This is a genomic window from Streptomyces sp. NPDC048671, assembly GCF_055587045.1.
The window spans coordinates 12,852-28,578 of record NZ_JBVJHB010000003.1; the positions used below are offsets into that span (position 1 = coordinate 12,852).

The 15,727-nt window shown below is 73.5% G+C and carries 3 protein-coding genes; all 3 read right to left on the minus strand.

Going from position 1 to position 15,727, the window contains the following annotated elements:
- Positions 1 to 7: 7 nt before the first annotated feature.
- The 3 genes from ACZ6S6_RS07005 to ACZ6S6_RS07015 all read right to left on the minus strand — a co-directional run bounded on the left by ACZ6S6_RS07005 (position 8) and on the right by ACZ6S6_RS07015 (position 15,704).
- Positions 8 to 217 carry an MbtH family protein gene (locus ACZ6S6_RS07005; RefSeq protein ID WP_024493728.1) on the minus strand — a complete coding sequence of 70 codons (210 nt, stop codon included), beginning with the start codon at positions 215 to 217 and terminating at the stop codon, positions 8 to 10.
- Positions 214 to 14,535, minus strand: a complete 14,322-nt coding sequence (locus tag ACZ6S6_RS07010; RefSeq protein ID WP_469704263.1) for an amino acid adenylation domain-containing protein — start codon at positions 14,533 to 14,535, stop codon at positions 214 to 216. Before ACZ6S6_RS07010 ends, ACZ6S6_RS07005 begins: the two co-directional genes overlap by 4 nt.
- A 125-nt stretch (positions 14,536 to 14,660) precedes the next feature.
- Positions 14,661 to 15,704 carry an iron-siderophore ABC transporter substrate-binding protein gene (locus tag ACZ6S6_RS07015; protein ID WP_469704264.1) on the minus strand — a complete coding sequence of 348 codons (1,044 nt, stop codon included), beginning with the start codon at positions 15,702 to 15,704 and terminating at the stop codon, positions 14,661 to 14,663.
- Between the last annotated feature and the right edge of the window lie 23 nt (positions 15,705 to 15,727).

The following is a 15,727-nucleotide window of genomic DNA, read 5'->3' on the forward strand; positions in this document are numbered from 1 at the left end:
GTGCCGGTCAGCCCTGGAGGGCGACGAGGCTCGCCGGTCGCAGGTCCGTCCAGTTCGCCTCCACATGGGCGAGGCACGCCTCACGGGTGTCGGCGCCGAAGACGGTGCGCCAGCCGGCCGGCACCTCGGCGAAGGCGGGCCACAGCGAGTGCTGGTTCTCGTCGTTGACCAGGACCAGGAAGCTGCCCTGCGGGTCCTCGAACGGGTTGGTCGTCATGCGTTGTCACTCCTCTTGGACGGTGCGGTGAACAGCTCGGACAGCGGCTGTTCCGGATGAGTCGCCACGCGGTGCAGCAACTCCAGGTATTCGTCGGCCAGTTGCCCGGCCCTTTCGGCGCCCAGCAGATCGGTGGCGTGGATCAGCCCGCAGTGCACCGGGCCGTCGCCGTGCGGCTCGTAGAAGCTGAGGGTCAGCTCGGCCCGGGTGACGCCGGTCGGTACGGCGGCGAGCGAGCCGATGCCGCCCTCCAGCTGCTGTGCGTCGGCCTGTTCGTGGTGGATCACCATGACCTGCGGCCCCCGGGGCGGCAGGCCGCTGGCCCGCACGACCGCGTCGAACGGGACGTCCTGCCGGTCGAGAGCGCTCAGCGTCGTCTCCCGTACACGGGTCAGCAGTTCCGCGAAGCTCGGGTCGCCCGCCGTGTCGGTGCGCAGCACCACCGTGTTGAAGAAGCAGCCGACCAGATCGGCGAGCTGGTCGTCGGTGCGTCCCGCCACCAGAGTGCCGATCGGCAGATCGGTGCCCGCGCCGTGCCCGGTGAGCAGCGCAGCGAGGGCCGAGTGGAGCACCATGAACATGCTGGTGCCGGTGGCCCGCGCGAGCCGGTCCACGGCGGCGTGCAGCTCCTCGTCGAGGACGAACCCGACGTGGTCGCCTGGCCGGGTGGCCGTGTCCGGGCCGCTCCGGTCCGGGCCGTCGGCCGGCAGGGCGAGGCGTCCCGGCAGTCCGTCGAGCGTCCGGCGCCAGTAGGCGAGCTGCTGCCCGCCCCGGCTGTCCGGGTCGGTGAGGTCGCCCAGGGCCTCGTGCGCCCAGTGGGCGTAGTCGGCGTAGCGGACCGGCAGCGGCTCCCAGCCGGGCGCGAGGCCCTGGGCGCGTGCCGTGTGGGCGGTGACCAGGTCGCGGAAGAGCGGGACCACGGACCACTCGTCGACGGCGAGGTAGTGCATGGTCAGCAGCAGTGCCTGGCCGCCGTCGGGGCCGGTGAGCAGATGCGCCCTGATGGGCGCCTCCACGGCCGGATCCGGTGCCAGGCCGGCGAGTTCGGCAAGGCGGGCATCCAGGTCGGCGCACGTTTCCACAGTCAGGGCGGGGGTCTCGGCGGGCCGCTGGTACAGGACGCCGTCCCGTTCGGTGAACGCGGTGCGCAGCGGCTCGTGCCGGGCCACCACATCGGCGAGCGCGGCGGCGAGCACCTCGGCGTCGAGCCCGCCCGTGGAGCGCAGCGTCAGCGCGTGGTCGACGCCCCGTCCGTCGCGGCAGGAGTTCCATTGCCAGTCCTGGACGGGCGCCGCCCGCGGCGGCTCGGCCCGCCGCTCGACCGGGCGCAGCGCGGGGCGGGCGGTGGCCGCGCCCTCCAGTGCGGCGGCGATGCCGGCGACCGTCAGCGCGTCGAAGACGTCCCTGATGCTCAGTTCGACGCCGAACTCGGCGCGGATGCGGCCCAGCAGCCGCATCGACGCCATGGAGTGGCCGCCGAGTGCGAAGAAGCTGTCGTGCACACCGACGTCGTCGAGCTTGAGGATCTCGCGGAACAGTGCGGCGATCCTGGTCTGGGTCTCGGTGGCCGGCCGGGCGTCGCCCGTCATCGCGGACCAGTCGGGGACGGGCAGTGCGGCGCGGTCCAGCTTGCCGTTGGGCGTGAGCGGCAGCGGGCCGTCCAGCGGCACCACCAGGGCCGGAACCATGTACTCGGGGAGCAGCCCGGCCAGATGGGCGCGCAGTTCCCGCGGGTCCGGTGCGCCGGACTCGGGTACCGCGTAGGCGATCAGCCGGACGATGTCACCGTCCCGGTCGGGGACCACCGCGGCCTGGGCGACGCCGGGGTGTCCGGCGAGCGCCGCCTCGATCTCGCCCAGCTCGATGCGGAAGCCCCGCACCTTCACCTGGGTGTCGGCCCGGCCGAGGAAGTCGAGGTTGCCGTCCCGGCGCCGGCGGGCGCGGTCGCCGGTCCGGTACATCCGGCTGCCCGGCGCCCCGAACGGGTCGGCGACGAACCGCTCCGAGGTGAGGGCCTCCTTCCCGAGGTAGCCGCGGGCGAGCCCGCGCCCGGCGACGTACAGCTCGCCCACCACACCGGGCGGCACGGGCCGCAGCCGCTCGTCGAGCACGTAGGCGCGGGTGTTGGGGTCGGGCCGGCCGATGGGCACCCGGCCGGCCGGGCTGCCGCCGTGCTCGCGGGCGCGCCACAGCGTCGAGTTGACCGTCGCCTCGGTGAGGCCGTAGGCGCAGATCAGGTCGGCGGTGGCACCGAAGCGGTCGAACAGGTCCGGCGGCACCGTCTCGGTGCCCACCAGGACGGTCGATCCCTCGGGCAGTTCGCAGCCGGGCGGGAGCGCCGACACCAGGGACGGCGGCAGGATCATGTGGGTGATCCGCTGGTCCGCGAGGAAATCGGTCAGTTCCGGTCCCGCGACCCGTGCCTCGTCGGTGATGAGGACGAGGCGGCCGCCGTGGCACAGCGCCATGGAGAGCTCGAAGACGAAGACGTCGAAGCCGGTGGAGGCGAACTGGAGCACCCGGCTGTCACGTCGCAGGTTCATCCGGTCGACGGCGGTGGCCACGAGGGAGGAAATTCCCTCGTGGGGCACGATGACGCCCTTGGGGCGGCCGGTCGAACCGGAGGTGTAGATCACGTACGCGGCCTGGTCCAGGCCGGCGGGCCCGGCGGGCGCGTCGGTCGGGGGCGGCGCGTCCAGTGCCTCGGCGGTGTCCGGCGCGTCCAGCAGGACCACCGGGACGCCCGGCACCTCGGGGATCTTCCCCGCGACCGGTTCGGTGCCGACGACCAGGGCCGCCCCCGAGTCCTCGATCATGTAGCCGAGCCGGTCACCGGGGTGGACCAGGTCGAGCGGCAGGAACGCGGCGCCCAGCCTCAGCGTGGCGAGGACGGTGGCGACCATGTCCACGGACCGGGGCACGGCGACCCCGACCACGCTCTCGGCTCCCACTCCGTGCGCGGCGAGCAGCCCGGCGATACGGCGGGCGCGGTCGTCGAGCTGGGCGTACGTCACCGAGCGGGAGCGGTCCACCACGGCGACGGCGTCGGGCCGTTCGGTGAGCCGCCGCGCGAACATCGCGGGCAGGGTCTCCTCGTCGACCTCCCGGTCGGTGGAGCCGAAGCCCTCCAGGACGGTCCGCAGCTCCGGTCCGGAGAGGATCTCGGCCCGTGACAGCGGCTGTCCGGGCGCGGCGACGAGTGCGGCGACCAGGGTGCGCAGCCGCTCGCCGAGCGCCTCGGCGGTCTCCCGGTCGAACAGCTCGGTGGCGAACTCCAGCCGGCAGCCGAGCGATCCGGGGCCGCCGTCCACCGCGGTGTGCTCGGTGAAGCTGAACACCAGGTCGAACTTGGCGGAGCGGATCCGGAACGGCATGTACTCCGCCCGCAGTCCCGGCAGTTGCAGTTCCCCGCCGGTGCGGGCGTGGTAGCCGACCATCACCTGGAAGAGCGGGTTGCGGGAGAGCGAGCGCGTCGGGTTGAGGGCCTCGACGACCGACTCGAAGGGGACGTCCGCGTGGGAGAACGCCGCCAGGTCGGTGTCGCGGACCCGGCTGAGGAGTTCGGTGAAGGTGGGGTCGCCGCTGATGTCGGTGCGCAGCACCAGGGTGTTGACGAAGAACCCGACGAGTTCGTCCAGCGCCTCGTCGCCGCGTCCCGCGATGGGGGAACCGATCGGGATGTCCGTCCCGGCGCCCATGCGGTGGAGCAGCGCGGCCACGGCCGCGTGCACCACCATGAACATGCTCGCGCCGGACTCCCGTGCGAGTTTCCTCAGCCCTTCGTGGACCGGGGTGTCGAAGGCGATGTCGAGTTCGTCCCCGGAGAACGCCGGGCGGGCGGGCCTGGGCCGGTCGGTGGGCAGCTCCAGCTCTTCCGGGGCTCCGGCCAGGGCCGTACGCCAGTGGTCCAGCTGCCGGGCGGCCAGGCTGGTCGCGTCGGCGGGGTCGCCCAGCAGCCGGTCCTGCCACAGGGCGTAGTCGGCGTACTGGACGGGCAGCGGCTCCCAGTCGGGGGCCGTGCCGTCGAGGCGCGCCGCGTAGGCCGTGGCCAGGTCCCGCAGGAACGGCCGGTCCGACCACTCGTCGGTGGTGATGTGGTGCAGCAGCAGCACGACGACATGGTCCTCGGGCGACAGCTCCACGACCGTGGCGCGCAGCAGCAGTTCGGCGGCCAGGTCGAACGGCCGGTTGACGACCGCGTCGATGATGCCGGGCACCTCCTCCTCGGTGGCCCGCAGGCACTCCACCACGGGGTGCGCCTGCTCCGCGGGCAGCACCCGCTGGCACACCTGGCCGTCTGAGGCGGTGAAGAAGACGGTACGCAGGGCCTCATGACGTTCCGTCACATCGGCGAGCGCGGTACGCCAGGCCGCCAGGTCCAGCGGGCCGCGCAACCGCAGGGCCAGCGAGAAGTTGTACGCGGCCGAGGTGCACTCGATCTGCTGGATGACCCACAGCCGCTGCTGGGCGTGGGACAGCGGCAGCCGGTCCGGCCGGTCGCCGGCGGTCAGCGCCGGACGGGCCGCGCCATCGGCACGGGCGGCGCGGGCCACCAGTTCGGCGACGGTCGGCGCCTCGAAGAGATCCCGGATCGCCAGCTCCGCGTCGAGCGCGGTGCGGGCCCTGCTGACCAGCCGGGTGGCCAGCAGCGAGTGCCCGCCCAGATCGAAGAAGTCGCTGTCGATGCCGACACTGCCCGCGGGCAGTGCGAGCACCTCGGCGAACAGGGCGCAGAGCGTCTCCTCCCGCGGGGTACGGGGAGCACGGCCGGTGTCCGTACCGGTGAGCTCGGGTGCGGGCAGCGCCCTGACGTCCAGCTTGCCGTTGACGGTCAGGGGCAGCGTTTCGAGGGTGACGAGTGCGGAGGGCACCATGTAGTCCGGCAGTCCGGCCTTCAGATGGCCGCGCAGCCGCCGGGTCAGCGCGTCGCCGGTCCCGGCGCCCTCCTCCGGCACCACATAGCCGACCAGGCGCTTGGTGCCCGCCCGTTCCGACACGACGACCGCCGCGTGCGCGACCTCGGGGTGTGCGGACAGGGCCGTGGAGATCTCGCCCAGCTCGATGCGGTAGCCGCGGATCTTGACCTGGTCGTCGGTGCGGCCGAGGAAGTCGATGAGGCCGTCGGGGCGTTGGCGTACCAGGTCGCCGGTGCGGTACATGCGCTCGCCCGGTTCACCGAACGGGTCGGCGACGAACCGCTCGGACGTCAGCGCGGCCCGGTCGTGGTAGCCACGGGCCAGGCCCGTACCGGCGATGTACAGCTCGCCGGGGCTGCCCGGCGGGACGGGGCGCAGCATCGGGTCCAGCACATGGGCGCGGGTGCCGCGGATCGGCACGCCGACCGTGGAGGTCGCGCTGTCGGCGGTGGACCCGCCGAGCGTGTTGATCGTGTACTCGGTCGGCCCGTAGAGGTTGTAGCCGTAGGTGCCCTCGGTGTGGCGCAGCCGGGTCCAGACCGTGTCGGGGACGGCCTCGCCGCCGAGCAGGACCAGTGCGGGCCGGTGTTTTCCGGCGGCCTCGTCGCGGTCGAGCAGGCCCTCCTCGATGAGCAGCTGGGCGTAGGTGGGCGTCACATTGACCACGTCGACGCGGTGGCTGTCGCAGTACGCGACCAGCGCCTCGGCGTCGCGGCGCAGCTCTTCGTCGCAGACGTGGACCTCGTGGCCCTCGACGAGCCAGAGCAGTTCCTCCCAGGACATGTCGAAGGCGAAGGACACGGTGTGCGCGATGCGCAGCCGCCGTCCGCCGGCCGAGGCGATGGCCGGGTCGAAGATCTCCTTCTGGTGGTTGAAAAGCATGTTCGTCAGTCCGCGGTACGGGGTGACGACGCCCTTGGGGCGGCCGGTCGAACCCGAGGTGTAGATGACGTACGCGGGGTGGTCCAGGCGGCCCGGCACTCCGTGCGCGAACGCGGGCCGTTCGGCGTCGGTGATCGCCTCGCCCGGAAGCGCGGCCAGCTCGGCGGCCACGGCCGCGTCGTCCAGCAGGAGTTCGGGGGCCACGGGCCCCTCGTCGTCCCGCAGGGACGGGGCGACGGCGGTGGTGGACACCAGGCACAGCGGTCCGGTGTCGCGCGCCATCAGGCGCAGCCGGTCGGCGGGGTGGTCCAGGTCGAGGGGCAGATAGGCGGCGCCGGTGCGCAGTACGGCGAAGAGTGCGGCCACCATTTCGATGGAGCGCGGCAGGGCGAGTGCCACCACCTTCTCCGGACCGGCTCCCCGGGCGAGCAGCAGCCGGGCGAGCCGGTTGATGCGGGCGTCCAGCTCGGCGTAGGTGAGGGCCCGCTCGCCGAAGACGAGCGCGATGGCGTCCGGGGTGCGGGCGACCTGGGCGGCGAGCAGATCGGCGACGGTCTCGTCGGGCACCGGCTCACGGCCGGTGCGCCGCGCGGCGGCCGTCGCGGTCCGCTCGGCGGGCAGCAGCAGGTCGACGCCGGCGGTCCTGGCGGCGGCCGGGTCGTCGCCGTCGAGGGCTTCGGCGAGCCGGCCGAGCACGGCCGTGAACCGGTCGAGGATGGTGGTCGCGGCCTCGGCGTCGAACAGGTCGGGCCTGGCCGCCAGGGTGATCCGCAGCCGGCTGCCGGGGGTGACGATCAGGGTGAGCGGGAAGTGGGTGCCGTCCACGTTGGACATGGCGGTGATGCCGTGCCGCCGCCGCAGTTCGGCCGCCCGGTCCTCGCCGTCGGCCGAGCGCAGGACGAACAGGGTGTCGAAGAGCCTGCGGTGGCCCGTCTCCTGTTGCAGGGCGCCCAGTCCGACGTACTCGTACGGCATGACGGCCGCGCGCTCGGACTGCATCCGGCGCATCAGGCCGAGCAGCGGCTCGTCCGGGGTGAACGCGACGCGCGCCGGGATGGTGTTGAGGAACATCCCGATGATTCCGGCGGCGTCCGGGACGTCCGCGGGCCGCCCGGCGACGGCGGTGCCGAAGGCGACGTCGGCGCGGCCGGTCATCGCCGAGAGCACCAACCCCCAGGCCGCGTTGAGCACGGTGTTCAGGGTGAGCCCGTGCCGGCGGGCCGTGGCGCGCAGCAGTTCGCCGGCCCGCTCCGTCAGCACGGTGTCGTGGTCGGCCGGGATGACCGGGCCGGTGTCGCGACCGGAGGGTGCGAGCAGGGTCGGCTCGTCGAAGCCGGAGAGCGACCGGCGCCAGGCGGCGAGCGCGGCCCCGGTGTCCTGCTCGTCCAGCCAGCCGAGGTAGTCGCGGTACGAGCCGGGGACCGGAAGTCCGCTGTCGTCGCCGGCGCGCTCGTACAGGGTGAACAGCTCCTCCAAGAACAGCCACGCGGACCAGCCGTCCCACAGGATGAGGTGATGGGTGATCACGAGCCGGTCCCGGCCGTCACCGAGCCGGATGAGCAGCAGCCTGCACAGCGGGGGCGAGGACAGGTCGAAGCGCTGCCTGCGGTCGGCGGCCAGCAGTTCCCCGGTCCGGCTGTGCTGCTGAGCGGCGGGCAGCCCGGAGAGGTCCTCCTCGACGAGCGGGATCTCGGCCCCGTCCACGATGAACTGGACCGGGCGGGGCAGTCCGTCGGCGGTGAATCCGGCCCGCAGACCGGTGTTGCGGGCCAGCAGCGTCCGGCAGGCGGCGCGCAGCCGGTCAGGGTCGACGCGGTGGTCGAAGTCCAGGGTCTCCTGGGAGAGGTAGACGTCGAGCGCCTGGCCCGAGTCGTAGGTGGCGTGGAAGTACATCCCCTCCTGGAGGGGGGAGAGCGGCCAGATGTCGTCGACCGGGAGGCCGGCGGTGGCGGCGACGCGGTCGGTCTCCTCCGGTGAGAGCACCAGACCGCCCAGCGGGGCGGGCGGCTCCTGCTCCTGTTCCTGTTCCTGTTCCTGGTCCTGCTCCTGCTCCTGCCGGGTGCCCGCGGCGGTCAGCTGGGCGAGCAGGGCCCGCAGGGCGGGGTCGACGTCCGCACCGGACCGCTCCTGAAGGGCCAGCACGGCCTGGAGGGCGGCAGCCGCCTGCCCGGCCTCGGCGGCGGGCACGGTCACGGCGTCGGGGGTGGCGGGGGCGGCCGGTTCGGGGATAGAGGGGGCGGAGGGGCCGGACGTGCCGGACGGGCCGGGGACGGCGGTCTGCGCGGCGGCGGCCAGAGCGGCCGGCGTCCGGCACTCGAACACGTCGCGGGGGCCGATCGTCAGCCCCCGCGCGCGGGCCCGGGTGGCGACCGTGATCGAGCTGAGGCTGTCGCCGCCGAGGACGAAGAAGTCGTCGTCGGCGCCGGTACCGGGTACGCCGAGCACCTCGGAGAAGATCTCGCACAGGGCGCTCTCGCGCTCGTCGCGGGGGGCCCGGCCGCCGGTGCGGGCGGCGGGTGCCACGGACGGCAGGGCGTTCTGGTCGAGCTTGCCGCTGGGCGTCAGCGGCAGTTCGTCCAGCGCCAGCACGGTGCCCGGCACCATGGGCGCGGGCAGCACATCCGCGAGCGCCGCGCGCAGGGCCCCGGTGTCCAGGACCGTGCCGGTGCCGGGCACGGCGTAGCCGGCGAGTGCTCCGTCGCGGACGATCACCGCGGCACGGGCCACGCCCGGCAGGCCGGCCAGAGCCGCCTCGATCTCACCGAGTTCGACGCGGTTGCCCCGGATCTTGACCTGCCGGTCGGTGCGGCCCAGGTACTCGACGGCGCCGTCGGTGCGGCGCCGCACCAGGTCACCGGTGCGGTACATGCGCTCGCCCGGTCCGCCGAACGGGTCGGCGACGAAGCGTTCGGCGGTCGTACCCGGCCGGTCGTGGTAGCCCCGCGCCAACTGCACACCGGCGAGGTAGAGCTCCCCCGGCACCCCGTCGGGCACCTGGCGCAGGAACGGGTCCAGCACGTGCAGCCGGGTGTTCCACACCGGGCGGCCGATGGCGACGGCGGGTCGTGCGTCGCCCTCGTGGTCGTGGTCGTATTCGTAGGAGGTCACGTCCACCGCGGCTTCGGTGGGGCCGTAGAGGTTGTGCAGCGGCACGGGGGGCCGTCCGGAACGGGATGTCAGCTCCGACCAGTCCCCGGCCTGGGCGCCGGTCAGGGCCTCGCCGCTGCAGAACACCCGCCGCAGGCTCGCCGGCCAGTCCGGGTGGTCGGTGGCGGACTCCAGGGCCCGGGTGAACGCGGCCAGCATGGACGGCACGAAGTGCAGCGTGGTGATCCGCCGCGCCCTGATCAGCCCGGCGAGGTAGCCGGGGTCGCGGTGGCCGCCGGGGCGGGCGAGGACGACGGTCGCGCCCTCCACCAGGGGCCAGAAGAACTCCCACACGGAGACGTCGAAGGCGGCCGGGGTCTTCTGCAGGACCCGGTCGTCCGCGCCGAGTCCGTACTCCCCCTGCATCCACGCGAGCCGGTTGACGACGGCCCGGTGGGTGACGGCGACGCCCTTGGGGCGCCCGGTGGAGCCGGAGGTGTAGATCAGATAGGCCGGGTGGTCGGGGCCGGCGGCCCGCACGGGGACATCAGGGACATCCGTGGTGCCGGGGTCGTCCAGGTCGACGAGGAGCAGGTCGAGGTCCGGTACGCCGGGCAGCCGTCCGGCCGCCTCGGCGGTGGTCACGACCGTACGCGTGCCGGAGTCGCCGAGCACGAACGCGACGCGCTCGGCGGGGTAGTCGAGGTCGACCGGCAGATAGGCGGCGCCCGTCTTGAGGACGCCCAGCAGCGCGACCATCAGTTCGGCCGACCGGGGCACGGCCACCGCGACGTAACGCTCCGGGCCGGCGCCGCGCGACCGCAGCCGGCGGGCCAGTGCCTCGGCCCGCCGGTCGAGCTCCGCGTAGGTCAGCGTGGTGTCCTCGAAGACGACGGCAGGGGCGTCGGGGTTACGTGCCGCCCGCGCGGCGAACAGCGAGGCGAGCGTGGCCTCGGGGACGGGCCGGGAGGTGGCGTTCAGCTCGGCGAGGTGTGCGTGTTCCCGCCCGGACAGCAGCCCGGTCCGGGCCACGGTACGGCCGGGCTCGGACACCACGGTGCGCAGCAGCGCGGTGAACCGGTTGGCGAGGACGGCCACCGTGACCTGGTCGAGGCGGGCGGCGTCGTGCTTGAACCGCAGCAGCAGCCCGGAGCTGCCCGGCTCGACGACGAGCGCGAGCGGGTAGTGCACGGCGTCGGAGACCTCGTTGCCGGTGATGCGCAGTGCGTCGGGTCCCCGGTCGGCGGGCGGCTCCGCAGCCGGGTGGTTCTCGAACACCACGAGTGTGTCGAAGAGTTCGCCGCCGCCCGCGATCCGCTGGATGTCGGCCAGGCCGAGGTGCTGGTGGTCCAGGAGCGCCGTGTGCTCGTCCTGGACGCGGCGCAGGAGTTCGGTGAGCGTCTCCTCCGGTCGCAGGCCCACCCGGGCGGGGACGGTGTTGATGAACAGGCCCACCGCGGCGTCCAGGCCCGCGACCTCGGTGGTCCGGCCGGACACGGTGGTGCCGAAGACGATGTCGCGGCTGCCGGTGAGCGCGCCGAGCAGCAGCGCCCACGCGCCGTGCACGACCGTGCTCAGGGTGAGGCCGTGGGCGCGGGCGTACGCGGTGAGGGCCGCGGTGAGCTCCTCGGGGAGCCGGGTGTCGACCTGTTCCGGCCTGGCCGGGGCCCGCCCGTCGTCCGCCGCCGTGGAGAGGGCGGAGAGCCGGGTCGGCCCGTCCAGTCCGGACAGCGCCTGCCGCCACGCGTCCCGTGCGGTGTCCAGGTCCCGGGTGGCCAGCCATGCCAGGTACGGGTGGGGGGATGCAGGTGCGGGGAGTCCCTCGCCCCGGTAGGCGGCGGTGAGTTCGCGCAGCAGTACGGAGACCGACCAGCCGTCGGCGACGATGTGGTGCAGGGTGAGCAGCAGCCGGTGCCGGTGGCCGTCCCGGACGAGGGTGGCGCGCAGCAGCGGTGGCCGGGCCAGGTCGAAGCGCTCGGCCCGGTCGGCCCGGAGCACGTCATCGAGGCTGGTCCCGGCGGTGTCGGTCTCCCGCCAGGGCAGGGTGACCTGGCCGGCGAGGCGCTGGACGACCTCGCCGCCGGGGAGCTGGCGGAACGAGGCGCGCAGCAACGGGTGCCGGTCCAGCAGCAGTTGCAGGGCCCCGCGCAGCCGGTCCGGGTCGACGGACCCGTCGAGTTCCAGGAGTTCCTGGACCAGGTAGAGGTCCGCGGAGCCCGCGTCGAACGCGGCGTGGAAGAAGAAGCCCTCCTGGAGCGGGGAGACGGGCAGGGCGTCCTCGTCCAGGCCGTCCACCGCGGTCGCGGCCGGGGCCCGCGTCGTTCCGGCGGCGCGGGCCAGGGCCTCGACGGTGCGGAGCCGGAACACCTCGCGCGGGCTGATCGTGAGACCGGCGTCGCGGGCCCGGTTCACCAGCTGGATCGCGACGATGCTGTCGCCGCCCAGCTCGAAGAAGCTGCTCCGGACGCCCACGGACGGCAGGCCGAGCAGCTCGGCGAAGAGCGCGGCGAGCACGGTCTCGGCCGGGCCTGTGGGTGCGTCGGTGCCGCTGACCGCCGTCCACCGGGGCTCGGGCAGGGCGCGGCTGTCGAGCTTGCCGTTGGGCGTGAGCGGGAGGGGGCCGGCCAGGACGACGACGGCGGTGGGCACCATGTGGTCCGGCAGCGCGCCGGCCACCTGGGCGCGTGCGGCGGTGACGGCCGCCTCGGTGGCGGCCGCGTCGTCGCCGTCCCCGACGAGATAGGCGACGAGGCGCTTGACGCCCCGGTGGTCGTCACGGACGAGGACGGCGGCCTGGGCGATCCCGGGGCCGGCCATGAACGCGCTCTCGATCTCGCCGGGTTCGATCCGGTGGCCGCGGATCTTGATCTGGCCGTCGGCGCGGCCCAGGAACTCCAGGTTGCCGTCGGCGGCCCAGCGGACCCGGTCGCCGGTCCGGTACATCCGGGTGCCGGGCTCCCCGTACGGGTCGGCGACGAAGCGCTCCGAGGTCAGGGCGGACCGGCCCAGGTAGCCGCGGGCGAGGCCGCGCCCGGCGACGTAGAGCTCTCCCTCGACGCCCACCGGCACCGGGCGCAGCGCCGCGTCCAGGACGTAGGTGCGGGTGTTGGGGTCGGGCCGGCCGATGGGTGTGGGGCCGGGCCGGCCGGAACGGGCCAGCCACAGCGTGGAGTTGACGCTTGCCTCGGTCAGTCCATAGGCGACGACGACCTGGAGCCGGCCGGACCAGCGGGCGATCAGCTCGCTCGGGACCGCTTCGGTGCCGACGACGAGGACGGCGCCCTCGGGCAGCTCGCACTCCTGCGGCAGCGCCGAGACGAGCGACGGGGGCAGGATCATGTGGGTGGCGCGGTGGTGTGCGATGTAGTCGGTGAGGGCGGGGCCGGCGACCCGCCGCTCGGCGGGTACGACGATGATCCGGCCGCCGGCGCACAGCGACATGATCAGGTCCCAGACCGTCACGTCGAAGCCGACGGAGGCGAACTGCACGACGCGGCTGTCGGAGGTGACACCGATCCGGTCGGTGGCCGTGGCGACGAGGCTGCCGACGCCGTCGTGGGTGACGATCACGCCCTTGGGGCGGCCGGTGGAGCCCGAGGTGTAGATGACGTAGGCGGCCTGGTCCAGGGCGACCGGGGTGCCCGGGTCGGTGTCGTCCTGGGCGGCGAGGGCGGCGGCGGTGGCCGGTTCGTCGAGCAGGAGGTGGCGGGTGCCCGTCGCCGGGAGGTGGTCCGCGAGTTCCCGGACGGTGAGCACGGTGGTGGCCCCCGCGTCGGACAGCATGTAGGCGGTGCGGTCCTGGGGGTGGTCGGCGTCCAGCGGGAGGTAGGCGGCGCCGGCCTTCAGCACGGCGAGCAGTGCCACCACGAGTTCCGGGGAGCGCGGGAGGGCCACGGCGACGACGTCGGCGGCGCGCACACCACGGGAGGTGAGGAGCCGGGCGAGCCGGTTGGCGGCGGCGTTGAGCCCGGCGTAGGTGAGTTCGCGGTCCTCGCAGACGAGCGCGACGGCGCCGGGCGAGCGGCGCACCTGTGCCTCGAAGGCGGCGGGCCAGGACAGTTCGGCCACCTCGCGCGGAGAGACGGCGAACTCACCGAGCAGCCGGTCCCGTTCGGCGCCGGAGGTGAGCTCGATCCGGCCCACGGGCAGGCCGGGGTCCTCGGTGAGGGCGCGCAGCACGGTGAGGAAGCGGTGTTCGTGGTCGCGGAGGGTCTGCACGTCGCAGAGGTCCGCGTCCGCGTCGAGGTGGACGGCGATGCCTCGGCCGCCGCGGGTCTCGGCGAAACCGAAGGCGAGGTCGCTGACCGGGCCGAGCCACTCCGGGCGGAGTTCGGCGTCCAGCCCGTCGAAGCCGAATCCCTCGCCCCTGGGAAGGATGTTGACGGTGGGGCCGACGAGTTCCGCGACGCCGTCGACCAGTCCGAGGTCCCTGGCCAGCTCCTCGGCGCGGTAACGCCCGTGCGCGAGCGCTTCGGAGATCTCCTGGCGCACGCCGGCGACGAGGGCCGCGCCCGTGGTGCCGGGGCGGACGGTCAGCCGCAGCGGGAGGATGTTGGAGACCATGCCGGGGACGACGGCCGACACGGCGTCCTGGCGGGCGGCGACCGGCAGGCCGAGGACCAGGTCCTGTTCGCCCGTGACCCGGTGCAGGTAGGCGGCGACGGCGGCGATCAGCAGCCGGGACGGCCGGACGGCCGCGTTCCCGGCGGCGGTGTGCAGCCGCTCGGCGTCCTGCGCGGTGAGTTCGACGGTGCGCCGCAGCCGCCGTGCCATCAGGGACGGGGCGCGTTCGACGAGGCGTACGGGTTCGGGCCGGCCGGCCAGGTGCTCCTGCCACCAGGCGCGGTCCCGCTCGTGCTGTGCGGTCGCGCGGTAGTCCCGGTCGGCGTCCACGAGCCGGGTGAGGGACCAGTCGGGGCGGGCTGGGGCCCGGGTGCCCAGGGTGTACAGCTCGCCGGCCCGGCGGGTGATCAGCGTGACGCCCATGCCGTCGAGAACGATGTGGTGGTAGCGCTGGTACCAGCGGACCCGGTCGTCCGCGAGCCGCAGCAGCGCCTGGGCGAAGAGCGGTGCCCGGCCGAGGTTCACGGGCCGTTCGCGTTCAGCGGCCGTCCAGTCGGCGGCGGCCGCCTCGGGGTCCGGGGCGTCGCGCAGGTCGACGACGGGCACCTCGGCCAGGACGGCTGCGGGGCTCTGGCGCGGGCCGCCGTCTCCGGGGGTGAACTCGACGTGCAGGCAGTCGGCTTCCCCGACGGCCTGCCGGACGGCGGCGGTGAGCCGGCCGAGGTCGGTGGCGCCGTACAGGTCCAGGGCGAAGACGATGTTGTAGGCGGAGCTGTCGGGCTCGATCTGCTGGGCTGACCAGATACCGGCCTGCCCACCGGTCACGGGGGTTCCGGCAGCGGGTGTCCGGTCCGACTCGGCGTCAAACATCGTACGAAATGGCCTTTCCCTGATGATGTACGGCAAGGAGAGGACGTCCCGTCCGACGGTGTGCCGGGCCGGGCACACCGTCGGACGAGCACCCCTGTGCGGTCGTGCTGAGGTGGGGCGGTGCGCTACTTGACGGCCGTCAGCAGCGGCACGATCTCGTCGATCGCGTAGGGGATCGAGAGGACCGTGTTGAAGGAGAACGCGGCACCGATGTCCGGGCCCTGGTAGGGCACGAACAGATCGCGCTTGTCCTTGCTGACCTTGAGGTTCTTGTAGAGCGGCTCGGCCTTGATCCGGTCGTTGGCGTCGGTGCTGGAGGTCACCCAGACCAGCCGGTCGACGTCGAGCACGTTCAGCTTCTCGGCGCTGAGTTCGGCGGCGTTCCAGCCCGGCTTGGCCAGCTTGTCGATCTCGGGCTTCAGCTTGAAGCCCAGCTCGGAGAAGAAGATCGACTTCGGGTCGGTCTTCGTGAACGCCGAGTACTTCCCCGCCTCGAAGCTGTCGGCCACGGCGAGGGTCTTGGCGCCGAACTCGGGGTGCTCGTCACGGACCTTCTTGAAGTCGGCGTCGATGCCGGTGATCAGCTTCTCGGCCTGTGCCTTCTTCCCGAGCGACGTGCCGATCTGCCGGGTCATCACCTGCCACGAGGCCCCGTAGTCGGGCAGGTCCTTGGGCTGGGCGACGACCTTGGTGAACTTGGAGAGGGTGTCGTACTGCTCCTTCTTCATCCCCGAGTACTGGGCGATGACCAGGTCGGGCTTGAGCGCGGCGATCTTCTCCATGTTGTACTCGTCGCGCTCACCGACGATGTCCGGCTGGTCGGACCCCCACTTGTCCTTGGTCCAGGGCCACTTGCCGTACGGCTTCTCCTTGAACCAGTCCACCGAGCCGACGGGCTTGATGCCGAGCGCGAGGACCGCGTCCTGGTCCGAGAGGCCCAGGGTGACGATCCGCTCGGGCTCCGCCTCGATCGTCGTGCTGCCGTACTTGTGCTGGACCGTCACCGGGAAGGCGCCGGACTTCCCGCCCGCCTCGGCCGAGGCACTGGACCCGGCCTTGTCGTCGCCGCCCCCACAGGCGGCCAGAGCGACGGCGGCGACGGCCGCGACGGCCACTCGGGGAGCGAATCTGACGAACCGCGTCAGCGCGGGGCGTGTACCAGTGGACACGGATGTTCCTTTCAAGGGGTTTT

What these genes read in the sequence shown, in the direction of transcription:
- ACZ6S6_RS07005 (WP_024493728.1), bottom strand. Translation starts at nt 217, where the DNA reads ATGACGACCAACCCGTTCGAGGACCCGCAGGGCAGCTTCCTGGTCCTG.
- ACZ6S6_RS07010 (WP_469704263.1), bottom strand. Translation starts at nt 14,535, where the DNA reads ATGTTTGACGCCGAGTCGGACCGGACACCCGCTGCCGGAACCCCCGTG.